The organism is Streptomyces sp. CNP082 (genome assembly GCF_059570535.1).
Genome location: NZ_JCANSZ010000054.1, coordinates 15,943 through 40,046, shown reverse-complemented (window position 1 = coordinate 40,046; position 24,104 = coordinate 15,943). Strand labels below are relative to the sequence as shown.

The 24,104-nt window shown below is 75.3% G+C and carries 20 protein-coding genes; 12 read left to right on the top strand and 8 right to left on the bottom strand.

Annotated features, from left to right (window positions below; all coding sequences use genetic code 11):
- Positions 1-12: 12 nt before the first annotated feature.
- Positions 13-780 carry a pyrimidine reductase family protein gene (locus B124_RS30420; protein WP_496506206.1) on the bottom strand — a complete coding sequence of 256 codons (768 nt, stop codon included), beginning with the start codon at positions 778-780 and terminating at the stop codon, positions 13-15.
- 65 nt (positions 781-845) lie between these two features.
- On the opposite strand from B124_RS30420, the gene zapE reads away from it, so the two are divergent.
- The 3 genes from zapE (at position 846) to B124_RS30405 (ending at position 4,638) form a co-directional block, all read left to right on the top strand.
- Positions 846-2,036, top strand: coding sequence for a cell division protein ZapE (gene zapE, locus B124_RS30415; RefSeq protein ID WP_496506205.1), 1,191 nt, complete (start codon positions 846-848; stop codon positions 2,034-2,036).
- A 103-nt stretch (positions 2,037-2,139) separates the two neighbouring features.
- Positions 2,140-3,501, top strand: coding sequence for an alkaline phosphatase PhoX (locus B124_RS30410; RefSeq protein WP_496506204.1), 1,362 nt, complete (start codon positions 2,140-2,142; stop codon positions 3,499-3,501).
- A 216-nt stretch (positions 3,502-3,717) separates the two neighbouring features.
- Complete coding sequence (locus tag B124_RS30405; RefSeq protein WP_496506203.1) at positions 3,718-4,638, top strand: polysaccharide deacetylase family protein; 921 nt, start codon at positions 3,718-3,720, stop codon at positions 4,636-4,638.
- A gap of 104 nt (positions 4,639-4,742) precedes the next feature.
- On the opposite strand, the gene B124_RS30400 is transcribed toward B124_RS30405, so the two are convergent.
- A complete protein-coding gene (locus B124_RS30400; RefSeq protein WP_496506202.1) occupies positions 4,743-5,420 on the bottom strand; it encodes an AIM24 family protein in 678 nt (225 codons plus the stop codon).
- 6 nt (positions 5,421-5,426) lie between these two features.
- Here B124_RS30400 and B124_RS30395 point away from each other — a divergent pair, with 6 nt between their 5' ends.
- A complete protein-coding gene (locus B124_RS30395; protein ID WP_496506201.1) occupies positions 5,427-6,248 on the top strand; it encodes a peptidyl-tRNA hydrolase in 822 nt (273 codons plus the stop codon).
- A 45-nt stretch (positions 6,249-6,293) separates the two neighbouring features.
- Here the strand turns inward: B124_RS30395 and B124_RS30390 are convergent, their stop codons facing one another.
- A complete protein-coding gene (locus B124_RS30390; RefSeq protein WP_496506200.1) occupies positions 6,294-7,700 on the bottom strand; it encodes an FAD-dependent oxidoreductase in 1,407 nt (468 codons plus the stop codon).
- Positions 7,701-7,900: 200 nt separating this feature from the next.
- Between B124_RS30390 and hemG the strand changes: the two genes are divergently transcribed.
- Both hemG and hemQ read left to right on the top strand, forming a co-directional pair.
- Complete coding sequence (gene hemG, locus B124_RS30385; protein ID WP_496506199.1) at positions 7,901-9,574, top strand: protoporphyrinogen oxidase; 1,674 nt, start codon at positions 7,901-7,903, stop codon at positions 9,572-9,574.
- Positions 9,571-10,317, top strand: coding sequence for a hydrogen peroxide-dependent heme synthase (gene hemQ, locus B124_RS30380; RefSeq protein ID WP_496506198.1), 747 nt, complete (start codon positions 9,571-9,573; stop codon positions 10,315-10,317). Before hemG ends, hemQ begins: the two co-directional genes overlap by 4 nt.
- A gap of 61 nt (positions 10,318-10,378) precedes the next feature.
- Here hemQ and B124_RS30375 read toward each other — a convergent pair whose 3' ends face one another.
- The 3 genes from B124_RS30375 to B124_RS30365 form a co-directional block, all read right to left on the bottom strand.
- Positions 10,379-11,992 carry an alpha/beta hydrolase gene (locus B124_RS30375; RefSeq protein ID WP_496506216.1) on the bottom strand — a complete coding sequence of 538 codons (1,614 nt, stop codon included), beginning with the start codon at positions 11,990-11,992 and terminating at the stop codon, positions 10,379-10,381.
- Positions 11,993-12,185: 193 nt separating this feature from the next.
- Complete coding sequence (locus B124_RS30370; RefSeq protein ID WP_496506197.1) at positions 12,186-12,920, bottom strand: TIGR04222 domain-containing membrane protein; 735 nt, start codon at positions 12,918-12,920, stop codon at positions 12,186-12,188.
- A 39-nt stretch (positions 12,921-12,959) separates the two neighbouring features.
- Complete coding sequence (locus B124_RS30365) at positions 12,960-13,424, bottom strand: winged helix-turn-helix transcriptional regulator (RefSeq protein WP_496506196.1); 465 nt, start codon at positions 13,422-13,424, stop codon at positions 12,960-12,962.
- Positions 13,425-13,539: 115 nt separating this feature from the next.
- Between B124_RS30365 and B124_RS30360 the strand changes: the two genes are divergently transcribed.
- The gene (locus B124_RS30360) at positions 13,540-14,478 is read left to right on the top strand and encodes an NADP-dependent oxidoreductase (protein WP_496506195.1); all 939 of its coding nucleotides are present in this window, start codon (positions 13,540-13,542) and stop codon (positions 14,476-14,478) included.
- Between the two features lie 139 nt (positions 14,479-14,617).
- Here the strand turns inward: B124_RS30360 and hemE are convergent, their stop codons facing one another.
- Positions 14,618-15,625, bottom strand: coding sequence for a uroporphyrinogen decarboxylase (gene hemE / locus B124_RS30355; RefSeq protein WP_496506215.1), 1,008 nt, complete (start codon positions 15,623-15,625; stop codon positions 14,618-14,620).
- Positions 15,626-15,813: 188 nt separating this feature from the next.
- Between hemE and B124_RS30350 the strand changes: the two genes are divergently transcribed.
- From B124_RS30350 to B124_RS30340, 3 genes are all read left to right on the top strand, one after another.
- Positions 15,814-16,509 carry a DUF3000 domain-containing protein gene (locus B124_RS30350; RefSeq protein ID WP_496506194.1) on the top strand — a complete coding sequence of 232 codons (696 nt, stop codon included), beginning with the start codon at positions 15,814-15,816 and terminating at the stop codon, positions 16,507-16,509.
- Between the two features lie 177 nt (positions 16,510-16,686).
- Positions 16,687-17,379 carry a LuxR C-terminal-related transcriptional regulator gene (locus B124_RS30345; RefSeq protein WP_496506193.1) on the top strand — a complete coding sequence of 231 codons (693 nt, stop codon included), beginning with the start codon at positions 16,687-16,689 and terminating at the stop codon, positions 17,377-17,379.
- A gap of 106 nt (positions 17,380-17,485) precedes the next feature.
- Positions 17,486-18,745 carry an HRDC domain-containing protein gene (locus B124_RS30340; protein ID WP_496506192.1) on the top strand — a complete coding sequence of 420 codons (1,260 nt, stop codon included), beginning with the start codon at positions 17,486-17,488 and terminating at the stop codon, positions 18,743-18,745.
- 21 nt (positions 18,746-18,766) lie between these two features.
- Here B124_RS30340 and B124_RS30335 read toward each other — a convergent pair whose 3' ends face one another.
- Positions 18,767-20,320 (bottom strand): isocitrate lyase/PEP mutase family protein, encoded by a 1,554-nt coding sequence (locus B124_RS30335; RefSeq protein ID WP_496506191.1) that lies wholly within the window; start codon positions 20,318-20,320, stop codon positions 18,767-18,769.
- Between the two features lie 427 nt (positions 20,321-20,747).
- Here B124_RS30335 and B124_RS30330 point away from each other — a divergent pair, with 427 nt between their 5' ends.
- Together B124_RS30330 and B124_RS30325 are read left to right on the top strand one after the other, a co-directional pair.
- Entirely contained in the window at positions 20,748-21,968 is a 1,221-nt protein-coding gene (locus tag B124_RS30330; RefSeq protein ID WP_496506190.1) for a thiolase family protein, read from the top strand.
- Entirely contained in the window at positions 21,965-24,094 is a 2,130-nt protein-coding gene (locus tag B124_RS30325; protein ID WP_496506189.1) for a 3-hydroxyacyl-CoA dehydrogenase NAD-binding domain-containing protein, read from the top strand. The genes B124_RS30330 and B124_RS30325 overlap by 4 nt, the downstream gene beginning before the upstream one ends.
- Positions 24,095-24,104 lie beyond the last annotated feature (10 nt).

The window sequence follows — 24,104 nt, the reverse complement described above, 5'->3', positions numbered from 1 at the left end:
TTCCGCGGATTGTCAGAACCGACGGTAACGCGTGAACAGGAAGCCGGCCTCCTCCATGACCGACTCCAGATCGAGGCCCAGCGGCTCCGCCAGCGGGGCGGTGCCGTGCATGATCCGGGGCGCGTCGCCCAGCACCATCCGGGGTGCCAGCGTCAGACACAGCTCGTCGAGCACCCCCGCCCGGGCGAAGCCCGCCAGCACCGAGGGGCCGCCCTCCGTCAGCAGCCGCCGGTGCCCGCGCTCGGCCAGCGCGGTGACGGCCGCCGCCGGGTCGGCGCCCCGGCCCTGCCCCGCGACCACGACCTCCACCCCCGCCGCCCGGGCCGCCGCCACCCGCTCAGCGGGCGCCTGCACGCCCGTGAGCAGCAGCGTCGGGACGGCCGGCGCCGTGAAGAGCGGCAGCGAGAAGTCCAGGTCGAGCGAGGCGGAGAGCACCGCGACGGGCGGCGCGGGCGACTGGCCCGCCGCGGCCCGGCGAGCCGCGAAGGCCGCCCGGACGCGGGCCGGCCGGTACCCCTCAAGGCGTACCGTTTCTGCACCCACGACGACCACGTCCGCCAGCGCGCGCAGCACGCCGAAGACGCGCATGTCCGCCGCGGACGACAGCGGCTGGGAGCGCCCGTCGGCGGACGCGGCGCCGTCGACGGAGCTGACCATGTTGGCCCGTAGCCACACGCCGTCCCCCGGGGGGTAGGCATAGGCGTCCGCCAGCTCGTCCAGGGACCACTCGCGGTCGGCGAGGGCGGACGGCTCTGCGGGTACGGGCAGCAGGCGGCGCATATGCCGCAGTGTGGCATGGCGCACTGGTGTACGGCTCAACGAATTGCCGACCGTACAGTGAAGACGTGCCACTTTCCGCCTCCGCCTCCACCACCGACACGCCCGGCGGCATCGCCCCAGGCGCGCTCACCGGCCGCGAGCCGCACGTCCCCGCCGAGCGGCTGGTCGCCGAGCTGGTGCCGCCGCCGCGCTTCGACGCGGTGCGCTTTTCGACCTACGTCCCGGACCCCGCCCGCCCCAGCCAGGCCGAGGCCGTACGCACCCTCGCCGCCTTCGCCGCGGGCCTCGGCGGCGGCGCCACCGTGGGGGGCCGGCGCCCCTGGTGGCAGCGGGCGCCGAAGGAGCCGGCCGGGCCGCGCGGGGTGTATCTGGACGGCGGCTTCGGCGTCGGCAAGACGCACCTGCTGGCCTCGCTCTGGCACGCGACCGAGGCGGCGCCCGAGCGCAAGGGCTTCTGCACCTTCGTCGAGCTGACGCATCTGGTGGGCGCGCTGGGCTTCCAGCAGACGGTACGCACCCTCGGCAGCCACCGACTGCTGTGCATCGACGAGTTCGAGCTCGACGACCCCGGCGACACCGTGCTGGTCTCCAGCCTCCTCGGCAAGCTGGTGGAGTCCGGCGTCGCGCTGGCCGCCACCTCCAACACCCTGCCGGGCAAGCTGGGCGAAGGCCGCTTCGCCGCGGCCGGCTTCCTGCGCGAGATACAGGGGCTGGCCGCCCGCTTCCGCCCCCTGCGCATCGACGGCGACGACTACCGCCACCGCGGCCTGCCGGCAGCCCCCGCCGGCTACGCCCTCACTGGCGGGGGTACCCCCACTTCCGCCCCGCTGACCGACGAGGCCGTCGCCCGCGCCGCCCGTACCGCCCCCGGCGCCGTGCTCGACGCCTTCCCCGACCTCCTCGGCCACCTCGCCCGCATCCACCCCAGCCGCTACGGCGCGCTGACCGACGGCGTACGGACCGTCTGCCTGACCGGCGTGCGGCCGGTGACCGACGAGGCGACCGCGCTGCGGCTCGTGGTGCTCGCGGACCGGCTGTACGACCGGGAGATACCCGTACTCGCCTCCGGTGTGCCGTTCGACCGGCTCTTCGGCGCCGGCATGCTCGCCGGCGGTTACCGCAAGAAGTACTTCCGCGCGATATCCCGGCTCACCGCCCTGGCCCGCGACGCCCGCGCTGACGTGGACGAACGGGACACCGCGGGCGAGTCCGCGACAGACAGCGGCACCGACGGCACAAAGCCGCCACAGGAGTAGACCCTTCACACACCCATCACCTGGTTCACTTTCGGTTCACCGGGTGGTACACACGGTCTGGTCACCGTTTTCCTGTCCGTCAGCAGGGAGTTGGTCTTTCCGCATGTCTGCAACACGACGTCAGGTCCTCGCCCGCACCGGCGCGCTCGGCGCCGGCATCGCCTTCACCGGGAGCGTCTCCGAGCTGTACGCCGGCACCGCCGCCGCGCACGCCCCGCAGGACGCCGGGTACGGCCCGCTCGTCCCCGACCCCGACGGCATCCTGGACCTTCCCAAGGGCTTCGCATACCGGGTGCTCTCCCGCGAGGGCGACCAACTGCTCTCCGGCGAGGGCACCGTGCCCAGCAACCACGACGGCATGGCCGCCTTCCGCGCCCGCGGTGGTGACGTCCGGCTCGTCCGCAACCACGAGAACCGCCACAACGCCACCCACCGCGTCCCCGCCATCGACGGCCTGACCTACGACCCCATGGGCATGGGCGGCTGCACCGTGCTGGAGGTCGGCCGGGACGGCCAACTGGCCGGCGAGCGCGTCGGCATCGCCGGCACCGCGGTCAACTGCGCCGGCGGGCCCAGCCCCTGGGGCACCTGGCTGACCTGTGAGGAGACCGAGGACAAGGCCGGCACCAACGGGTACACCAAGGACCACGGCTTCATCTTCGAGGTCGACCCGGCCGACCCGCACGACAGCGGCGCCGAGCCGCTCACCGCCATGGGCCGCTTCCAGCACGAGGCCGTGGCCTTCGACCCGTCCAACGGCGTCGTCTACGAGACGGAGGACGCCTTCCAGCAACCGTTCGGGCTGTTCTACCGCTTCCTGCCGAAGAAGCCCAAGGGCGGCCTCGGCTCCCTGCGCGCCGGCGGCGAACTGCAGGCCATGCGGGTGCCGGACGTGCCCGACCTGTCGGTGGTCGAGGAGATCGGCACCACGTTCGACGACGTCGAGTGGATCGAGGTGCCCGACCCGCTGGCGGCCGGGACCCCGATCCGCCACCAGGACTTCGGGCGCGCCATGTCTCACGCGCAGAAGCTGGAGGGCTGCTACTGGGGCGGCGACTCGGTGTACTTCGTCTCCAGCTTCGCCGTGTCCGACGAGGGCTCGGGCGCAGACCACTTCGGCCAGGTGTGGCGCTACACCCCGCGGACCAACGAGCTGAAGCTCGTCATCCGCTTCGGCCCCGACCACGGCGTCGACACCCCCGGCGAGTCCCCGGACAACATCTGCCTGTCGCCCTCGGGCGGCCTGTTCCTCTGCGAGGACGGCGGCGGCGAGCAGCACGTGTACGGCGTCTCGCAGCGCGGCGAGGTCTTCGCGGTGGCGCGCAACCGGCAGAACACGGGCAGCGCTGAGGAACCGGCGTACGGCGAGTTCGCCGGCGTCACGTTCTCGCCCAGCGGCCAGACGATGTACGTGAACTGCTACGCGCCCGGCACCACGTTCGCCATCACCGGCCCCTGGCGGTAACCGCCCGGCCGTAACCGCTGAACGGCACACGCCGCACGGCACCCGCCGGACGGCAGGGCCGACAGGCACGGCGCCCCGGCGCCCTGCGCCGGCCCCGCGGCGGACTGGTTCTGACCCGGTCCGCCGCCCGGGCCGGCGCCGCGGCGTGTCGTACCCCGTTCACCCGGGCGCTCGCTCCGGCGCGCGCGCCCCCACGAGCGCTTTTACGCTCCCCGCATGATCGACTTCCGGCGCCCGCGCCCTGCCCGCGCGGCCCTCGTCACGCTGCTCGCGCTCTTCCTCCCGGCGTGCGCCGAGCCGACCGCGCCCTCGGCACCGGTCGGCGCGCCCGCCGCGCGGGAGCGCAGCGACCACCCGGCGGCGTACGGGAGGGTGCGACCGCCGGAGAACCCGCGGGGCGGCCCACGGGACCAGCTGCGCAGGGCAGCGCGCGGGGAGGCCAAGGCGCTGCGCGCGGCGCACGCGCCGGTGTGGTGGCACGGCACGCGCCGGGGCGCGGGCGGCAAGCGGGTCGCGCTCACCTTCGACGCCGACATGATGGCCGGCCAGCACGCCAGGGCGGACGCCGGCGAGCGGTTCGACAACCCCGGGCTCATCGCCGCGCTGCAGCAGCTGAAGGTGCCCGCCACCGTCTTCATGACCGGCACCTGGGCCGAGCGCTACCCCCGCCAGGCCCGCGCCATCGGCCGCGACCCCCTGTTCGAGGTGGCCAACCACTCCTACAGCCACCACGCCTTCGCCGCCCCCTGCTACGGGCTGCCCGAGGTCGCACCCGGCGCCATGCGCGCCGAGGTCGAGCGCACCTTCGGCGCACTGCGCCGTGCGGGTGTACGCGCGCCCGTCCCGTACTTCCGCTTCCCCGGCGGCTGTTACGACGACGCGGCGCTGCGCGCCCTCGCCCCGACGGGCGTGACCGCCGTGCAGTGGGACGTCTCCAGCGGCGACGCCTTCGCCACCGACCCGGGCGCGGTGGCCGAGGAGGTGCTGACGCGGGTGCGGCCGGGGTCGGTGGTCGTCCTGCACGTCACGCGCAGCGCGGCGCCGGTCACCGAGCAGGCGGTGCGCGAGATCGTGCCGGAGCTGCGCCGGCGCGGCTACGGCTTCGCCAAGGTCTCCGAGCTGATGGCGGCGCGCTGAGGCGCGTACGGTACGCACCGCGGCGGCGCCGGCGGGAGGACGCGGCCCGCCCCACCCGTCCCGCCCGCCCCGACCGCTCTCCCCCTCCGCCGCGGCGGCAGTGGTCACCCGGCGGGCGCCCCCGGGCCGGTCTCGCTCGGCCGGACCACGACGAACCCCTCGCCGTCCAGCCGGAGCTGCATGACCTCGCCGGAGCCGCCGCGGATCATCGACCCGAAGCTCTGCGAGCGGTGCAGCCCCGTCTGGAGCTGCGTGCTCCAGCCGACGACGGCGTCGGTGTCGACGAAGACCGGGTAGCCCGGCGAGACGGGGATGACGATCGGGGTGCCGTCGCAGACCACGCCCAGCCGGCCCTGGCCGGTGAAGACGCTGTTGAACAGCCCGCCGCCCGCCATGCCCGCGCCCTTGACCAGCTTGATGTCGTACGACAGCGTCGCGTCGAAGCACAGCACGTTGCGCCCGTTGAGCGTGATGCTGTCGCCCGGCTGGTCGAGGTCCAGGATGAAGCAGTTGGCCGCGCTGAGCGCGAACCAGCACTCGCCCTGCCCCTTCACCGACATGAGCGCCAGCCCCTCGCCGGTGACCGCGCGCTTGAGGAACTGCCCCGCCCCCTGGCCCTTCTTCTCGAACTGCAGATTGCCCCGGTAGGCGATCATCGCGCCCTGCCGGGCCAGGCACTCGCCGTTGACGGCGTACTTGATCGACTTGGCGTTCTGCAGAATCATGCCGGCCTGTGTGGCAGGCTCGGCCATGTTTTCCTTCGCGAACAAATCACTGCGCATACGCGCATGATCCGCCGGAATTGCTCCCTCCGCCAAGCGGGCTGCGCCCCTGGCACACTTGATCGCGTGACCAGCGCCGAGACCAGCCCCCTCCCGCCCGAGACGGTGAGCCGCGACGACCTGCCGCAGTTCGTCCTCCCCCTCGTCGTACGCATCGAACGCGGCAGCCCGCCCACCCGCACCGACGCGCTCGAGACGGCGGCACGCGCGGTGCTGATACTGCTGGCCGACGAGCGGACGGAGGGCGAGGGCCCGTGGGCCCGGGCGGTACGGGACTGGGAGGACGCCCGGATCCGCAAGGTGGTGCGGCGCGCGCGGGGCGCGGAGTGGCGCCGGGCGGAGGCGCTGCCGGGGATCACGGTGACGTCGGCGGACGGCGAGGGCGCGGCGGCCGGTACCGGGAGCCCGCCCGGTGGGCCGGGACCGGCCGAGGTGCGGGTCTTCCCGCCCGTGCCGGTCGACGGCTGGCCCGGGGACCTCGCCCGGCTCCAGGTCTCCGGCACCGACCTGGACGACCCCGAGCCCCCCGGCCCGGCCCCCGCGGGGGTCCCGGTGCTGTGGCTGGCGCCCGGGCTCGGGATGACCGCGGGCAAGGCCATGGCCCAGGCCGGCCACGGCGCCCAACTCGCCTGGTGGGAGCTGTCCGACGCGGACCGCGCGGCCTGGCGCGCCGCCGGCTTCCCCCTCGCCGTCCGCACCGCGGCGCCGGAGCGCTGGGCGGAGCTGGCCGCCAGCGGGCTGCCGGTGGTCAGGGACGCCGGGTGGACGGAGATCGCCCCCGGCAGTTGCACGGTCGTCGCCGACCACCCGGCGCTGCGCACCGCCTGACCCGCGGCCGTACGGGCACGCGCGCGTACCCGTACGGCTGGAGAGTCAGCCGCCGTCGCTCTCCCGCGCGTCCTCCGCGACCGCCGCCGCGGCCTTGCGCGCCGCCACCAGCACCGGGTCCCACACCGGCGAGAACGGCGGCGCGTACCCCAGGTCCAGGGCCGTCATCTGCTCCACCGTCATGCCCGCCGTCAGCGCCACCGCCGCGATGTCCACCCGCTTGCCCGCGCCCTCGCGGCCGACGATCTGCACGCCGAGCAGCCGCCCCGTACGCCGCTCCGCGAGCATCTTCACGTGCATCGGCGCGGCCCGCGGGTAGTAACCGGCCCGGCTGGTCGACTGGATGGTGACCGTCACGTACTGCAGGCCCACCTCGCGCGCCTGCGCCTCCAGCAGCCCCGTACGGGCGATCTCCAGGTCGCACACCTTGCTGACGGCCGTGCCGACCACGCCGGGGAAGGTGCCGAAGCCGCCGCCGACGTTGCTGCCGATGACCTGCCCGTGCTTGTTGGCGTGCGTGCCGAGCGGGATGTACCGCTCCCGGCCCGAGACGAGGTCGAGCACCTCGACGCAGTCGCCGCCCGCCCACACGTTCTCCTGCCCCCGCACCCGCATCGCCAGGTCCGTCAGCAGCCCGCCGGACTCGCCCAGCGGCAGCCCCGCGTCCCGCGCGAGCCCGGTCTCCGGGCGCACCCCGAGGCCGAGCACGACGACGTCCGCCGGATACTCGCCCTTCGCCGTGGCCACCCCGCGCACCTCACCGTCGGTGCCGGTGAGGATCTCCGTGACCTCCGCGCCCGTGACGGTGTCGATGCCGTTGCCGTTCATCGCCTCGTGCACCAGCGCGCCCATGTCGGGGTCGAGGGTGTTCATGGGCTGGTCGGCGCGCTCCAGCACGGTGACGTGGATGCCGCGGTGGCAGAACGCCTCCGCCATCTCCACCCCGATGTACCCGGCGCCGACCACGACCGCGTGCCGCACCTGCTGCTTCTCCAGCCGGTCCAGCAGCTCCTGGCCGTCGTCCAGGCTCTGCACGCCGTGCACCCCGGGGGCGTCGATGCCGGGCAGCGGCGGGCGCAGCGGGCGGGCGCCGGTGGCGACCACCAGGTGGTCGAAGCCGTGCCAGCGCTCCTGCGCGCCGCCGGGCCCGTCGAGGGCCCGGGTGCGGACGCACTGCCGGTCGAGGTCGATCTCGGTGACCTCGGTGAGCATCCGCAGGTCGATCCCGCGCTCGCGGTGCTCCTCCGGGGTGCGGGCGACGAGCAGGTCCCGGTCGGCGACCTCACCGCCGACCCAGTACGGAATGCCGCAGGCGGAGTACGACGTGAACCGGCCGCGCTCGAACGCGGTGATCTCCAGCTCGTCCGGCGACCGCATCCGGCGCGCCTGCGACGCCGCGGACATGCCCGCCGCGTCACCGCCGATGACCACCATCCGCTGCTTGGCCCCCATGACGTCCCTTTCGTCGCCGTGAAGGACACGCTACGTCCGGTGACGCCGCCGCGCGTCCCGGGGGTGCCGGGTGCCGGGGGCACGGACGGGGTCCCGGGGGCGCGCCGGGGGCGTACACACGCGTACAGCCGCGCGCGGCGGGTCACGGTTGTCCACAGGCGCGTACGGGCCCGCCGGTGCCGTCTGAGACAGTGGCTTTCATGGACAGCGCACCGCCCGCGGAGCCCGGGCCGCCCAGGGTCGTCGTCATCGGAGGCGGCATCGCCGGACTCGCCGCCGCGCACCGGCTGCTGGCCGGCGGGGCGCGCGTGACGGTGCTGGAGGCCGGGACCCGGCTCGGCGGCAAGCTGCACGCGGGCGAGCTGGCCGGGGTGCCGGCCGACCTCGGCGCGGAGGCGCTGCTCGCCCGCCGCCCGGAGGCCGTCGGCCTCGCGCGCGCGGTGGGCCTCGCCGAGGAGCTGCAGCCGGTGGCCGCGGGGGGCGCGGCGGTCTGGACCCGGGGGCGGCTGCGGCCGATGCCGGGCGGCCAGGTGATGGGCGTCCCCGCCGACCTGGAGCGGCTGGCGGCGGCGGAAGTGCTGTCGCCGGAGGGCCTGGCGCGGGTCGCCCGCGAGGCGGAGCTGCCGCCGGCGCAGCCGGGCGAGGACGTGGCGATCGGCGCGTTCGTCGCGGAGCGGCTGGGCGCGGAGGTCACGGACCGGCTGGTGGAGCCGCTGCTGGGCGGGGTGTACGCGGGAGATGCGTACCGGCTGTCGATGCGCGCGGCGGTCCCGCAGTTGTTCGCGGCGCTGCGCGAGGAGCGGACGCTGCTCGGTGCGGCGCGGGCGGTGCAGTCCCGCGGAGCCGCCGCGCCCGCCGCGGGCGCGGGCGTGGCGCAGGCGCCGGTGTTCATGGGCATCGAGGGCGGTGTCGGGCGGCTGCCGCTGGCGGTGGCTGACGCGGTGCGGGCGGCGGGCGGCGAGATCGTCCTCGGTACGGAGGCCGCCGCGCTGGAGCTGCGGGAGGGATTCCCCGGGCCCTCCCCCTACGCCCTTGGGGGCGTGGGCGGTACCCCCACTCCCCGAAACCCGGGGCTCCGCCCCGGGGACCCCGCCGGGGCGCCGCCCCCGGCCCCCGCGGCAGGCGCGTCGGCCACCGCCGCCCCCGGCACTCCTGCAGACCGCCCCGGAGTCGCTGACGGCGCTCCGGCCGTATCGGCGCCCCCGGCCGTATCGGCGCCCCCGGCCGCCCGCCGCGCCTCCCCCGCCCGCTGGCGGGTCGTCGCCGGAGGGCGGTCCTACGACGCCGACGCCGTCGTGCTCGCCGTGCCCGCCGGGGCTGCCGCACGGCTGCTGCGGGGGCTCGCGCCGCGGGCCGCCGCGGAGTTCGACGGCGTGCGGTATGCCTCCATGGCGCTGATCACCCTCGCCCTCCCCCGCCGGGAGGCGGAGGAGCAGTTGCCGGCCGGGACCGGATTCCTCGTGCCGCCGGTCGACGGGCGGACGATCAAGGCGTCCACGTTCTCCTCCGCCAAGTGGCGCTGGGCCGGCGACGACGACCTCTTCCTGCTGCGCACCTCCGTCGGCCGCGTCGACGAGGAGAAGACCCTCGAACGGGACGACGCCGACCTCGTCACCGCCTCCCTCGACGACCTCCGCGCCGCCACCGGCCTCGCCGCCCGCCCCGTCGCGAGCCGCGTCAGCCGGTGGCGGGGCGCCCTCCCGCAGTACGAGGTCGGGCACGACGCGCGCGTCGCGCGGATCCGCGGCGCGCTGCCCGCCGGGCTCGCGGTGTGCGGCGCGCTCTACGACGGCGTGGGCATCCCGGCCTGCATCGCGAGCGCGCACCGGGCCGCCGACGAGCTGCTGGGGCGCTCTGGGACAATGGCCGCATGAGTGACGCAACCCTCCCGTCGGCTTCCTCGCCCGCGGATTCGTCCCGCCCCGCGAACGCCGGAAAGAAGGCCAAGGACCTCAACGAGGTCATCCGTTACACCCTCTGGTCCGTCTTCCGGCTCCGCGACGCGCTCCCCGAGGACCGCACCGGTTACGCGGACGAGGTGACCGGGCTGTTCGAGCAGCTCGCCGCGAAGGACGTCGTCGTGCGCGGCACGTACGACGTGTCCGGGCTGCGTGCCGACGCGGACGTCATGATCTGGTGGCATTCGGAGAGTTCGGACGCCCTCCAGGAGGCGTACAACCTCTTCCGCCGCACCCGCCTCGGCCGCGCCCTCGCCCCGGTCTGGTCGAACATGGCGCTGCACCGCCCCGCCGAGTTCAACAAGTCGCACGTCCCGGCGTTCCTGGCGGACGAGAACCCGCGCGCGTACGTGAGCGTGTATCCGTTCGTCCGCTCCTACGACTGGTATCTGCTGCCGGACGAGGACCGCCGCCGCATGCTCGCAGACCACGGCAAGATGGCCCGCGGCTTCCCGGACGTGCGCGCCAACACGGTGCCCTCGTTCTCCCTCGGCGACTACGAGTGGATCCTCGCCTTCGAGGCCGACGAACTGCACCGCATCGTGGACCTGATGCGCCATCTGCGCGGGTCCGAGGCGCGCATGCACGTGCGCGAGGAGGTGCCGTTCTACACCGGCCGCCGCAAGCCCGTCGCCGAGCTGGTGACCTCCCTGGCCTGACGCCCGGCTCCGCCGCCCGGCGCCCCGCGCCCCGCGCCCCGCGCCCGCCGCCGGCACGGCCTCAGCCCGCCGCCGGGCCGCCCTCCCCCGGCGCCGCGGACCGCTTTCCGCCCCGCTCGGCCTCCGGCTCCCGGTGCGGCGCGCAGTTCACGTCGCCGGGTGTGCGGCCGGTCAGCAGGTACGTGTCGACGTGCTTGTTGACGCAGGCGTTCGCGCCCCCGGCGAGCCCGTGCGACCCGGCGTCCTTCTCCGTCACCAGGTCCGCAGAGCCGCCCAGCCGGCGGGCGAGTTCCACCGCACCGTCGTGCGGCGTGGCCGCGTCCCGCTCGGCGGCGAGGAGAAGCACCGGCGGCAGCTCGCCGGCGTCGGTGCGCACGTCGAGGGGCTGCTGCCGCGGCCCGGACCAGAACGCGCACGGCAGGTTCATCCAGGCGTTCTCCCATGTCTCGAACGGAGCCACGCGCGCGAGCCGGCTGTTGTCGCGGTCCCAGGTCTCCCAGTCGGTCGGCCAGGGCGCGTCGTTGCACTCGATGGCGGTGTAGACGGCGTTGCCGTTCTCTTCCGCCGCGTTGTCCACAGCGTCGTCGGCCGCGAAGTCCACCAGTGTCCCGGGCTTGCCGTCCAGGTAGTCCGCGAGCGCGGTGGCGGCCCGTGCCCAGTAGCCGTCGGCGTACGCGGCCCGCAGGAAGCCCGCCTGCAACTGGGCCGTGCCGACCCGGCCGCCGGCCGGCTCCTTCTCGATCATCTTGCGGGCCCGCTCGTACGCCGCCGCCACCTCCCACCGGCTGCGGCCGAGGTGGTAGACGTCGTCGTGGCGGGCGACCCACCGCTGCCAGTCGGCCCAGCGCTCCTCGAACGCGGCGGACTGGCGCAGGTTGTTGCCGTACCAGATCTGCCGCGGGTCGGGGTCGACCGGGCTGTCGAAGACCATGCGGCGCACGTGTCCGGGGTAGAGCGCGGCGTACAGGCTGCCGAAGTAGGTGCCGTAGGAGGCGCCGAGGTAGGAGAGCCTGCGCTCGCCGAGCGCGGCGCGCAGCACGTCGAGGTCGCGGGCGTTGTTGAGGGACGTGTAGTGCCGCAGGCCGGTGATCCGGGCACAGCCGTCGGCGTACGCGCGCGCCTTCTCGATACGGGCCCGCTTCTCGCGCTCCGAGGGGTGCGGGGACGTGTGCGACGGCGCCTTCTTGAACTCGTCGGGGTCCTGGCAGGACAGCGCGCGGGAGCGTTCGACGCCGCGCGGCGCGTAACCGGTGAAGTCGTACGCCTCGGCGAGCCGCTGCCACTTCGGGGACCGGCTCAGCAACGGGAAGTACGTGCCGGAGGCGCCGGGGCCGCCGGGGTTGAACACGAGGCTGCCCTGCCGCCCGGCGCGCGGGCCGGTGGCGCCGATGCGGCTGACGGTGAGCTTGAGCTGCCGGCCGCCGGGGCGGGCGTAGTCCAGCGGGACGGCGACGGTGCCGCACTTGATGGGCGCCGGCAGTCCCTCCGCCTTCGGGCAGGGGCCGAACTCGACGCCGGCTCCGGCGGCGCGGGCGGCGGCCACGGCGGCCCCGCGGGCCTCGGGCCCTTCGGCCGCCCGGGAGACCGGGACGCCGGTATCCGTCCGGGCGGCGTCGGCGGCGGGAGCCGCGGCGAGGCCGGTGAGAGCGAGCGAACCGAGGACTCCGTACAGCACTGCTGCTCTCACGAAGGACCCTTCCGGGGTGACGAGGCGTGACGAGGCGTGGGGACATGACCGGGCGCGGTGAGGCGTGGCGGACGGCCGCTCTGGGCGGCGCGCGCGACGGGGAGAAAGGAGGGTAAAAGTGATGTTTCTCGGCGGAGTTGCTGATGTAAAGGACCCGGGCGGGGTGTCGCGGCGCGTCCGCCTACCGTGCGAGCGCGGCGCGCATCTCCGGGTCGGACAGCGCCGCGGGCCCGCGCACGGCCAGCCCGGTCAGCAGCGAGTCCGCCTCGTCGAGGGTGGCGAGCAGGCCGAGGCCGTCGGGCGTGGCCCAGCGGGTGTACTCGCCGACCTCCAGCCGGGCTATGGCCAGGCAGCCGCAGACCAGTATCAGCGGCAGTACGAACCAGCCCGCGATCGGCTCCTGCGCCGGTGCCCGCAGCGCCAGCGCGGCGATCCCGGCGCCGAGCACCACCACCCCCGCGACCCGCACGTGCCGAACCGCGGTGCGCACGGCGGACCGGACCGGCGCGGGCACCGCGAGCCCGGCCGCGGCGAGGCCGTCGTCCAGGTCGCGCAGCGCCCCGGCGGCGCGGGCGGTGGCGCGGATGGCCGGTATCGGGCGCTGCCCGCCGGGCCCGGCGGCGGCGATCACGGCCCGCTCGACGGGGTCGCGCCCCTCGGGTGCCACGACGGTCGCCCAGCCGGTGTGCGCGAGCAGCAGCCGCCGCTCCCGCGCCAGCGACACCAGGGTGACGTCGACGACCCGCCGGGGCCCGCCGGCGAGGAAGGCGGCCTCGTACAGGGTCAGCTCACGCGCCCCGCGGACCCGCGCCGCCTCGGGCTCGGGCAGTGCCGCGGCGACCGAACCGACGAGGACCAGGCGCCCGCACGTCACCAGCGCGGCCACCCAGGCGACGAGCGCGAAGCACACCCACATGGCCGTGTTCTACGCGATCGGGGGCGCAGGGCGCCAGACCTATCTTTCCGAACGCCACCGTGATAGCGGGTCGTTACGCGCCGCGGCGCCCCCGCGCTCCTCTGCGCGCTCCGCCGCATCGTAGCTCGCCCGGGCCGCGTGGATCTGGTCGATGTGGGTGTTTGCGAACTCCTTGACTGCCTGAAGGATCGGCAGCATCCCGCGGCCGAGCCGCGTCAGCTCGTAGTCGACCCTGACCGGCACGGTGGGCGTCACGGAGCGCGCCACGTACCCGTCGCGCTCCAGGGCGCGCAGCGTCTGCGTGAGCATCTTCTGGCTGGCGCCCGCGAGCGCGCGGGTCAGCTCGCCGTAGCGGCGCGGGCCTTCGGCCAGCTCCAGCACGATCGGCCCGGTCCACTTGTCGCCGAGCCGCGCGAACAGTTGCCGGGACGGGCAGGCGGCCAGGTACTCGTCGTAGGCGGCGCGGGCCGCCGCCCGGCGCTGCGCGGCCGTGAGGGTGGACATGCGGGTGCGCTCCTCCGGGTTCGGTACGCACTGCAAAGTGCGTTCTTCTCGCTCACCGCAACCCTCCCTAGGGTCGGGTGCATTCCCCTTCCGTCACTTCTGTGAGGAGTTGCCCATGCGTGCTGTCGTCGTGACCGGACACGGCGGTCCCGAGGTGCTGCGCACCGTCGAGGTGCCGGTGCCCGAGCCGGGTCCCGGGCAGGTCCGGATCCGGGTCGAGGCGGCCGGCGTGAACCCGACGGACATCGCCACGCGGACCGGCGCGTACGTCGAGGCCGGGATGACGCCGCCGCGCGAGAGGTTCGGGCTCGGCTGGGACGCGGCGGGCGCGGTGGACGCGGTCGGCGCGGGTACCGAGGGCTTCGCCCCCGGGGACCGGGTCGTCGCCCTCATCGACCGCATCGACCTGCCGCTCGGTGCGTACGCGGAGTACGCGGTCGTCGACGCCCACGCCGTCGCGCCGGCACCCGCCGGCGCCACCGCCGCGGAGGCCGCGACCCTCCCGCTCAACGCCCTCACCGCCGACCAGGCGCTCGACCTGCTGGCCCTGCCCGAAGGGAGCACCGTCCTGGTCACCGGCGCGGCCGGCGGCGTCGGCGGTTTCACCGTGGAGCTGGCCGCCCGCGAGCGCGGGCTGACGGTGGTCGCGGTGGCGGGCGAGCGGGACGAGGAGCTGGTACGGGGCTTCGGCGCCGGGCTGTTCGTGGCGCGGGGCGCAGAGTTGGCGCACCGGGTGCACGCGGCGGTGCCGGGCGGCGTGCACGGCGTGGTCGACGCGGCGTCGGTGGGCGTGGCGGCGTTCGACGCGCTGCGGCCCCGGGGCGCGTACGTCGCGGTGCTGCCCGGCGCCGGTCCGGTGCCGCGGCGCGGGGCGCGGGTGGAGACGGTGCTGGTCGCCGCGGACGGCGAGCGCCTGGCGGAGCTGGCGGTGCTGGCGGAGAAGGGGCGGCTGAGCCTGCGGGTGGCGCAGACGCTGCCGCTGGAGCGGGCCGGCGAGGCGCAGGAACGGCTGACGGCGGGCGGCGTGCGGGGCCGGCTGGTGCTGGTGCCCTAGCCGGACGGGCACAGGGGTGCGGTACGTACGGGGTGGGGGCCGCGGGCTCCGCTCCGTACCCCCGCCCCCGTACCGCATGCGCTACGAGCCCTCCCCAGCCGGCTCTCCGCACGGAGGCTCCGGCGCCGGCCGGCCGGTGTCAGCGGGCCGAGGACTCGTGCACGTACTCCACGAGCCGCGTCAGCGCGTCCGGGTCCGTCGTCGGGAGCACGCCGTGGCCGAGGTTGAACACGTGCCCCTCCAGCCCCGCCGCCGCCTGCAGCACCTCGCCGGCCTTGGCCTCCATCGCCGCGCGCGGCGCGAACAGCGCCGCCGGGTCGAGGTTGCCCTGCAGCGCCTTGCCGGGGCCGACGCGGCGCGCCGCCTCGGCCAGCGGCACCCGCCAGTCGACGCCGACGACGTCGGCGCCCGCCTCGCCCATCGCGGTCAGCAGCTCGCCGGTGCCGACGCCGAAGTGGATACGCGGCACGCCGTACTCCGCGACCGCCGCGAAGACCTCCGCCGACGCGGGCAGCACCGCGCGCCGGTAGTCGGCGGGCGCCAGCGCGCCCGCCCAGGAGTCGAAGAGCTGCACGGCGGAGGCCCCGGCCTCGATCTGCACGCGCAGGAACGCCGCCGTGATGCCCGCGAGCCGGCCGACCAGCTCGGCCCACAGCTCCGGCGCCCCGTACATCATCGCCTTGGTGTGCTCGTGGTTGCGCGACGGGCCGCCCTCGACCAGGTAGCTGGCCAGCGTGAACGGCGCCCCGGCGAAGCCGATCAGCGGCGTCGCGCCCAGCTCCGCGGTCAGCCGGCCCACGGCCTCGGTCACGTACGGCACGTCGTCGGGCTCCAGCGGGCGCAGCCGCGCGAGGTCGGCGCGGCTGCGGACGGGCTGGGCGACGACGGGCCCCACGCCCGGCTTGATGTCGAGATCGACGCCGATGGCCTTGAGCGGTACGACGATGTCGCTGAAGAGGATCGCGGCGTCCACGCCGTGCCGCCGTACGGGCTGCAGCGTGATCTCGGTGACGAGGTCGGGCCGCTGGCACGACTCGAGCATGCCGATGCCCTCGCGCAGCCGCCGGTACTCGGGCAGCGAGCGGCCCGCCTGGCGCATGAACCACACGGGGGTGTGCGGCACGGGCTCGCGCCGGCACGCGCGCAGGAACGCGGAGTCGGCGGCCGGCCCCGGGCGGGCGGGCGCCGCGGCGGCACCGGCGACGGACGTGGCAGAGGGGCGGGAGGCGCTGTCGGGACTCACCCCTGCATCTTCGCACGCGCGTGGGAGTCGAGATCCGGCCACCCGGGTGTCCCGCAGCGCTTCTGCGCGCCGCGCCCCCTAGTCTTCCGGGCATGGTTGCGGCTCCTGGACACCTCGTCGACGAACCCGATGGCCCCCCGGACGGCCAGCCGGCGGGCCGAGCCCTGCCGCCCCCGTTCCGGCGGGCCGTCGAGGCGCTCGGCTCCGCTGCGGTACGCCCCGAGGTGACGCTGCGTCCGACGCGCGCGCCGCGGGGCATCGCCCCGTTCGCGTACGCCCTGGAGGCGGACATCGAGGAGGGCGCGGCACAGGACGCCGCGCCCGCCGACGGCCGGCTGGTGCTGCTGCACGACCCGGACGGGCAGGACACCTGGCGCGGTACGTTCCGCTTCGTCACGCTGCTGCGCGCGGACCTGGAGCCGGAGATGGCCGCGGACCCGCTGCTGCCGGAGGTGTGCTGGTCCTGGCTGACCGGCGCGCTGGACACCCGCGGCCTCGGCTACGGCGAGCCCGGCGGCACGGTCACGCGCGCGTCCTCGCACCACTTCGGCGGGCTGGCGGAGCGCGGCACGACGACGAAGATCGAGATCCGGGCCTCCTGGACGCCGCAGCCGTCGCGCGCGGCTGGGGACGGGACCCCGGACGCGGCGGCGCACCTGGCGGCGTGGGTGGAGATGCTGTGCCAGTGCGCGGGCCTGCCGCCGGCTCCGGCACCGCAGACGGCGCCGGAGCCGGACGCCGCACCGATCGTGCCGCTGCCGCAGCGCCGCGACTCGCGCCGGCGCTGACCGTCCCGCAGTCGATCGCCCATCCGAATTGTCCGTTTTTTACTCCCTCATTCGTGATCATTGCCTAAAGCCTCTCCGGGCTCCTGCCGAAGACGTGAGAGACCTTCCGTTCACCGAGCGGAACGTCCCGGCTCTCCCAGCCGGCCCCGTCCCCGCACCACCGTCTGGAGGGACCTGGTGTCTGTTCTCCTCGAGCAACCCACAAGCCTGGTCGCCTACCGCCCGAACAAGCCGACGGCCATGGTCGTCGTGGCCGACCCCCGCGTACGCTCGACCGTCACCCGCCACCTGTGGGCGCTGGGCGTGCGCGACGTGATCGAGGCGTCGTCCATCGCGGAGGCCCGCCCCCGGATCGCCAACCCCCGCGACATCTGCGTCGCCGACGTCCACCTGCCCGACGGCTCCGGTCTCATGCTGCTCTCCGAGGCGCGCTCGGCGGGCTGGCCCAACGGCCTCGCGCTCTCCGCCGCCGACGACATCGGCGCCGTACGCAACGCCCTCGCGGGCGGCGTCCGCGGCTACGTCGTCACCGGCACCCGCACCAGCATGGGCCTGCCCACCCGCCCCAACGCCGCGCACATCGGCGCCGCCGCCGGCCGGCTGCACCACCGCCGCCCACCGGGCTCCCCCGGTGCCGGCGGCAACTCCGGCCCGCCCGGGCACCCGGGCGGCTACCGCGAGCTGTCCGGCCGCGAGGTCGAGGTGCTGCGGCTGGTGGCGGAGGGCCAGTCGAACAAGGCCATCGGCGTCTCGATGGGGCTGTCCGCGCTGACCGTCAAGAGCCACCTCGCCCGCATCGCGCGCAAGCTCGGCACGGGCGACCGCGCCGGCATGGTGGCGGTGGCCCTGCGCACCGGCATCATCCACTGAACCGGGCCCGGTGACGGGCCCCTCCCGGCAGCACGCGCAGCGCCCGTCGACGTGACGTTCCGTCGACGGGCGCTGTCGTGCACGACTCACAGATACCCTGTAACACGTGACCGACGCCCAAGAGACCGCAGCAGAGGACAGACTCCCCGCCCCCGGAGCACCGACTTCCGGATCGGCGCCGGTCCCCCTTCTCGATCCCCGCGAGGGCATTCCACCCGTCACCGCGGACGCCGAGGCGCTCGACGCGGTGGTCCGCGCGTTCGCCGCGGGCAGCGGCCCGGTCGCCATCGACGCCGAGCGCGCCAGCGGCTACCGCTACGGGCAGCGGGCGTACCTCGTACAGCTGCGCCGCGAGGGCGCGGGCACCGCGCTGATCGACCCGGTGGCCTGCCCGGACCTCTCCGGGCTCGCGGCGGCGATCGGCGGTGCCGAATGGGTTCTGCACGCCGCCACCCAGGATCTGCCGTGCCTCGCCGGGATAGGCATGCACCCCACCACCCTGTTCGACACGGAGCTGGCCGGGCGGCTCGCCGGCTTCCCCCGGGTCGGCCTCGGCGCGATGGTCGAGAACGTCCTCGGGTACGCGCTGGAGAAGGGCCACTCCGCCGTCGACTGGTCGACCCGGCCGCTGCCCGAGCCGTGGCTGCGCTACGCCGCGCTCGACGTCGAGCTGCTCGTGGACCTGCGCGACGCCCTGGCCGGGGAGCTGACGGCGCAGGGGAAGCTGCGCTGGGCCGAGGAGGAGTTCGCGGCGATCGCCGCGGCGCCGCCGCCGGAGCCGCGGCGGGACCCCTGGCGGCGCACGTCGGGGATGCACAAGGTACGGCGCCGGCGTCAGCTCGGCACCGTACGGGAGCTGTGGACGGCCAGGGACCGCATCGCGCAGCGGCGCGACATCTCACCGGGCAAGGTGCTCGCGGACACCGCCATCGTGGAGGCGGCGCTCGCGATGCCGACCTCCACGCGGGCGCTGGCCGCGCTGCCCGGCTTCGGGCACCGGATGGGCCGGCGGCAGTTGGAGCAGTGGCTCGCCGCGGTGGAGCGCGCCCGCGCGCTGCCGGAGTCCGAGCTGCCGCAGCCGGGGCTGCCGCTGAACGGCCCGCCGCCGCCGCGCGCCTGGGCGGACAAGGACCCGGCCGCCGCCGCGCGGCTGTCGCGGGCGCGGGCGTCGGTGACGGCGCGCGCGGAGGAGCTGGGCCTGCCGCAGGAGAACCTGATCGCACCGGACACGGTCCGCCGCGTGTGCTGGGAGCCGCCGAAGGACGCCACCGAGGAGTCGGTGGCGGCGGCCCTGACCCGCCTGGGCGCCCGCCCGTGGCAGATCGAACAGGTCACCCCGCTCCTCACCACGGCCGTCCAGGGCTGACCGGCGCCCGCGGCGTGCGGGTCACGCGGGTCTCCGCGGCTTCCCGGCAGGCGCGGCCAGCGCCTGCACCTCCGCGTAGGAGGGAGCCGCGGGTTCCCTCCGCAGGCCGTCGCGGACGTCGCTCGCGGTGGTCACGGCCGCCGCCAGGGCGCTGCGGTAGAGCAGAGAGCCGAGACTGATCCTCCGCACGCCCAGCGCCGCCAGCTCGGTGACGGTGGGGCCGCCCGGTGCGTACAGGACGTTCAGCGGGACGGTGAGGGTCGCCGTCAGGGCGGTGATCCCGTCCGGATCCGACAGCCCCGGCACGAACACGCCGTCCGCACCGGCCTGCTCGTACACCGCGAGACGCGTCCCGGTCTCCTCCCTCCGGCGTCCGAGCCAGTGGGTGTCGGTGCGCGCGTTCACGAACAGCTCGGGTACGGCGGCCTTGACCGCGGCGATCTTTGCGGCGTGCAGCTCCACCGGGGCGAGGGTGCCGTCCGGGCGCCCGTCTTCGAGGTTGATCCCCGCGGCGCCCGCGGCGTACAGCCGTCCCGCCAGCTCGGCCACTTCCGCCGGGTCGTCGCCGAAGCCCCCTTCGATGTCGACGGTGAACAGGAACGGGCACTGTCCGAGTCGGCGGGCCAGCGCCAGGGTCTCCTCGGCGATCGCCGCCGCCCCGTCCGGCAGCCCCGCGCCCGCGGCCACGCCGAGGCTCGTGGTGCCGATCGCCCGGAAGCCCTGCGCCGCCAGCAGGGCGGCGGAGGCGTGGTCCCAGGCGTTGGGCAGCAGCAGCGGCGTCGCCTCGTCGTGCAGCCGGGCGAAGGCGGTCCGCGGGCGCTGGAGCAGGCCTTCGGCCATCGCGAGGGCGTGGGCCCGGCCGGGGCAGACGCGCGGCGGGGCGCCGAAGGCGAGGGGCACGGGGTGGCCGCGGTTGGCGGTCGCGAGGTCCAGGAGCACCACGTCGCCCTCGGCGATCTCCCGGCCGGCGACCCGGGTGGCACGGGCGGCGACCCGGCGCATGGCCTGGACCGGCGGCACCTCCCGGAGTACCCGGGACAGCGGTGCGTCCCGGCCGGCCGCGGCCTCCACCAGGGCAGCCGTCGCCGCGCATGCCTGTACCAGCAGCCCGATGCGGTTGGCGGCGGCCTCCAGGGCGGCTTCGTCCGCCGGCGGTGTCACCAGCCGCGCCACCAGCCGGGCCACAGCCTCGTCCGCGGCACCGTGGTGGCCGGGGCCTCCGAAGCAGGCCCCGGCCACCACGGTCACCGCCTCGGCGACCGCCCCGGGCTCCGGCATCCCCAGGGCCTCTGCGAGGGTACGCACCACCCGTACCCGGACCTCCTCCTCGGGCCCTGCCGCGACCGCCCGCCGCAGCGCGGCCGGCTCCAGCCGGGCCAGTTCGGCCTCCACCAGAGCCCGCCGGCGCCGGTGCCGCTCTCCGGAGCTGAACCGGGCCACGGTGGCGCGCAGCCATGCGACGCCGGCCCCGGGCGGACCGCCGTCCAGGGCCGGCGGTTCCGGGACGAGCGCCGGATCGGCGAGTGCCGCCGAAATATCCTCGTAGCGGTCGAACTCATGCCTCGTGCACGTCATGGCCCGACGCTAGGGCGGGGACGGTTCGGCGCTTCCCGAACCGTCCCTGCGCCATCATGGCCCCCATGCCCCCACTCGCCGAGACCGCCGCCCTGCCCGGTGCGGCGCAGCGCCGAAGGCCGGGCCCGCACCTGCTACGGCCATCCGGCGGGGCGACTGGGCGTGACCTTGGCGGACGCGGCGATCGCCCGCGGCCTGGTCGAAGCCGCCGCCGGGGTCGCCGGCACCGTGGCGGGCCGGGAAGGCACAGGGACAGGGCCGGGTTCCCGCCGGCGCCCGGTCGGGCCCGCGCGGGGACGCTGTGAGAGACGCCTCCGGGCGGCCCCCTGGGCACCTCCTGTTACCCACGAGTAGCATGGCCTCAGAGCCGCGCCGCCCCCGGCGGGCCGGCACCACGAGAACCCGCACCCCCTCCGGAGGAGAGCCCGTGCCTCGTACCGCAAGGGACGTCGTCTTCGTCGACGGCGTCCGGACCCCGTTCGGCAAGGCGGGCCCGAAGGGCATCTACCACGAGACCCGCGCCGACGACCTCGTCGTCAAGTGCATCCGCGAGCTGCTGCGCCGCAACCCCGCCCTCGACCCCGCCACCATCGACGACGTCGCCGTCGCCGCCACCACCCAGATCGGTGACCAGGGCCTGACCATCGGCCGCACCGCCGGCATCCTCGCCGGTCTGCCGCCCACCGTGCCCGGGTACTCCATCGACCGGATGTGCGCCGGCGCGATGACCGCCGTGACGACGACCGCCGCCTCCACCGCCTTCGGCGCGTACGACATCGCGCTGGCCGGCGGCGTCGAGCACATGGGCCGGCACCCGATGGGCGAGGCCGTGGACCCCAACCCGCGGTTCGTCTCCGAGAAGCTCGTCGACGAGTCCGCCCTCTTCATGGGCATGACCGCGGAGAACCTGCACGACCGCTTCCCGCACCTGACCCGGGCCCGCGCCGACGAGTACGCGGTGCACTCGCAGGAGAAGGCCGCCAAGGCGTACGCGAACGGGCGGATCCAGGCCGACCTGGTGCCCATCTCCGTCCGCCGCACCAGCGCAGAGGCCGGCGAGACCGGCTGGGGCCTGGCCACGCAGGACGAGCCCATGCGTCCCGGCACCACGCTGGCGAACCTCGCGGGGCTGAAGACCCCCTTCCGCGCCCACGGCCGGGTCACCGCCGGCAACGCCGCCGGGCTCAACGACGGCGCCACCGCCTCCCTCATCGCCGCCGAGGACGTGGCGCGGGCGGCGGGGCTGCCGGTGAAGATGCGGCTCGTGTCGTTCGCCTTCGCCGGCGTGGAGCCCGAGGTGATGGGCATCGGCCCCATCCCGTCCACCGAGAAGGCCCTCGCCAAGGCGGGCCTGGGCATCGGCGACATCGGCCTGTTCGAGATCAACGAGGCGTTCGCCGTGCAGGTGCTGGCGTTCCTCGACCACTTCGGCATCGCCGACGACGACCCCCGCGTCAACCAGTACGGCGGCGCCATCGCCTTCGGCCACCCCCTCGCCTCCTCCGGTGTCCGGCTGATGACGCAGTTGGCGCGGCAGTTCGAGGAGCAGCCGCAGGTGCGGTACGGCATCACCACCATGTGCGTCGGCTTCGGCATGGGCGGCACGGTCATCTGGGAGAACCCGCACTTCGAGGGGGCAGGCAAGTGAGCAGCACCGTGGAACTTCTCAAGGGCGCCGCCGAGGTCTTCCCCGACGAGGTCGTCACGCAGGCGCACGTACGCCACCTCGACCTGCCCGACGGTGCCGGCAGGTTCGCGCTGATCACCCTGGACAACGGCTTCGACCACACCAAGCCGACCACCTTCGGCCCGCAGTCGCTCGCGCGCCTGGACGCCGCGCTCGACCAGGTCAAGAAGGAGGCCGCGGACGGCGAGATCGTCGGCGTCGGCGTCACCGGCAAGCCGTTCATCTTCGCCGTCGGCGCCGACCTCAAGGGCGTCGAGGTGCTCGGGCACCGCGACGAGGCGCTGGCCATCGGGCGCGGCGGGCACGAGGTGTTCAAGCGGCTGTCCGCCCTGGCCGTGCCGACGTTCGCGTACTACAACGGCGCCGCGATGGGCGGCGGCGTCGAGGTCGGCCTGCACTGCACGTACCGCACGGTCTCGCGCGCCGTGCCCGCGTTCTCGCTGCCGGAGGTCTTCCTCGGGCTGGTGCCCGGCTGGGGCGGCTGCACGCTGCTGCCGAACCTGATCGGCGCGGACCGCGCGGTCACCGTCGTGATCGAGAACAGCCTCAACCAGAACCGGCAGCTCAAGGGCAAGCAGGTCTACGACCTGGGCATCGCCGACGCGATCTTCGACGGCGCCGACTTCCTGGAGCAGTCCCTCGCCTGGACCGCCGCCGTCCTCGGCGGCGAGGTGGAGGTCGTGCGCCCGGACCTGGACCGCGGCGAGGCGTGGGACGCCGCCATCGGGCGCGGCCGGGCCGTCGCCGACGACAAGGTGCACGGCGCCGCCCCCGCGGCGTACCGCGCGCTGGACATCATGGCCGCGGCGAAGAACGGCGACCTGCGGCAGGGCTTCGCGGCCGAGGACGACGCGCTGGCCGACCTGATCATGGGCGGCGAGCTGCGGGCCGGGATCTACGCCTTCAACCTCGTGCAGCGGCGCGCCAAGCGGCCCGCCGGAGCGCCGGACAAGAGCCTCGCCCGGCCGGTCACCAAGGTCGGTGTGGTCGGCGCCGGGCTGATGGCCTCGCAGTTGGCCCTGCTCTTCGCCCGCCGGCTCGAAGTCCCCGTCGTGCTCACGGACATCGACCAGGAGCGCATCGACAAGGGCGTGGGCTGGGTCCACGAGCAGATCGACATGCTGCTGCTCAAGGGCCGGGTGAACCAGGACGCGGCCAACCGGCTCAAGGGGCTGGTCACCGGGTCGCTGGACAAGGCGGCGGCGTTCGCCGACGCCGACTTCGTCATCGAGGCGGTCTTCGAGGAACTCTCCCTCAAGCAGCGGATCTTCGCGGAGCTTGAGGAGGTCGTCCCGGCCGAGGCGATCCTCGCGACGAACACCTCGTCCCTGTCGGTGACCGAGATGGCGGCCGGGCTCAAGCACCCCGAGCGGGTCGTGGGCTTCCACTTCTTCAACCCGGTCGCGGTCCTGCCGCTGCTGGAGATCGTACGGGCCCAGGGCACCGACGACGCCTCGCTGGCCACGGCGTTCGCCGTCGCCAAGAAGCTGAAGAAGTCGGCGGTCCTGGTCAAGGACGCCCCCGCGTTCGTCGTCAACCGCATCCTGACCCGCTTCATGGGCGAGGTGCTGGGCGCCGTGGACGAGGGCACGCCGGTGGAGATCGCGGACCGGGCGCTGGCGCCGCTAGGGCTGCCGATGTCGCCGATCGTGCTGCTGGACCTGGTCGGCCCCGCGGTCGCCCACCACGTCGCGGGCACCCTCGCCACGGCGTTCCCGGACCGCTTCGCGCAGTCGGCGAACCTGGGCCGGGTCGTGGAGGCGGGCAAGCGGACGCTGTACGTCCATGACTCCGGCAAGCCGGAGCTGGACCCGGAGGTGGCGGCGCTGTTCCAGGTGGGCGACACGGTGCTGACGGAGGAGCAGGTACGCGACCGGGCGCTGGACGCCATCGCGCAGGAGATCCGGCTGATGCTGGACGAGGGCGTCGTGGCCGAGGCGCAGGACGTCGACCTGTGCCTGATCACCGGCGCGGGCTGGCCGTTCCATCTGGGCGGCATCACGCCGTACCTGGACCGCGCGGGCGTCAGCGAGCGCGTGACGGGCCGCCGGTTCCTGCAGCCGGGCGTGGCGAGCGTCCCGGCGTAGGCTGCCGGCG

Bases quoted from the DNA above. Each gene is read 5' to 3' on its own strand.
- B124_RS30420 (WP_496506206.1), bottom strand. From the start codon at position 780: ATGCGCCGCCTGCTGCCCGTACCCGCAGAGCCGTCCGCCCTCGCCGAC.
- B124_RS30410 (WP_496506204.1), top strand. From the start codon at position 2,140: ATGTCTGCAACACGACGTCAGGTCCTCGCCCGCACCGGCGCGCTCGGC.
- B124_RS30405 (WP_496506203.1), top strand. From the start codon at position 3,718: ATGATCGACTTCCGGCGCCCGCGCCCTGCCCGCGCGGCCCTCGTCACG.
- B124_RS30400 (WP_496506202.1), bottom strand. From the start codon at position 5,420: ATGCGCAGTGATTTGTTCGCGAAGGAAAACATGGCCGAGCCTGCCACA.
- B124_RS30395 (WP_496506201.1), top strand. From the start codon at position 5,427: ATGATCCGCCGGAATTGCTCCCTCCGCCAAGCGGGCTGCGCCCCTGGC.
- B124_RS30390 (WP_496506200.1), bottom strand. From the start codon at position 7,700: ATGGGGGCCAAGCAGCGGATGGTGGTCATCGGCGGTGACGCGGCGGGC.
- hemG (WP_496506199.1), top strand. From the start codon at position 7,901: ATGGACAGCGCACCGCCCGCGGAGCCCGGGCCGCCCAGGGTCGTCGTC.
- hemQ (WP_496506198.1), top strand. From the start codon at position 9,571: ATGAGTGACGCAACCCTCCCGTCGGCTTCCTCGCCCGCGGATTCGTCC.
- B124_RS30370 (WP_496506197.1), bottom strand. From the start codon at position 12,920: ATGTGGGTGTGCTTCGCGCTCGTCGCCTGGGTGGCCGCGCTGGTGACG.
- B124_RS30365 (WP_496506196.1), bottom strand. From the start codon at position 13,424: ATGTCCACCCTCACGGCCGCGCAGCGCCGGGCGGCGGCCCGCGCCGCC.
- B124_RS30360 (WP_496506195.1), top strand. From the start codon at position 13,540: ATGCGTGCTGTCGTCGTGACCGGACACGGCGGTCCCGAGGTGCTGCGC.
- B124_RS30350 (WP_496506194.1), top strand. From the start codon at position 15,814: ATGGTTGCGGCTCCTGGACACCTCGTCGACGAACCCGATGGCCCCCCG.
- B124_RS30335 (WP_496506191.1), bottom strand. From the start codon at position 20,320: ATGACGTGCACGAGGCATGAGTTCGACCGCTACGAGGATATTTCGGCG.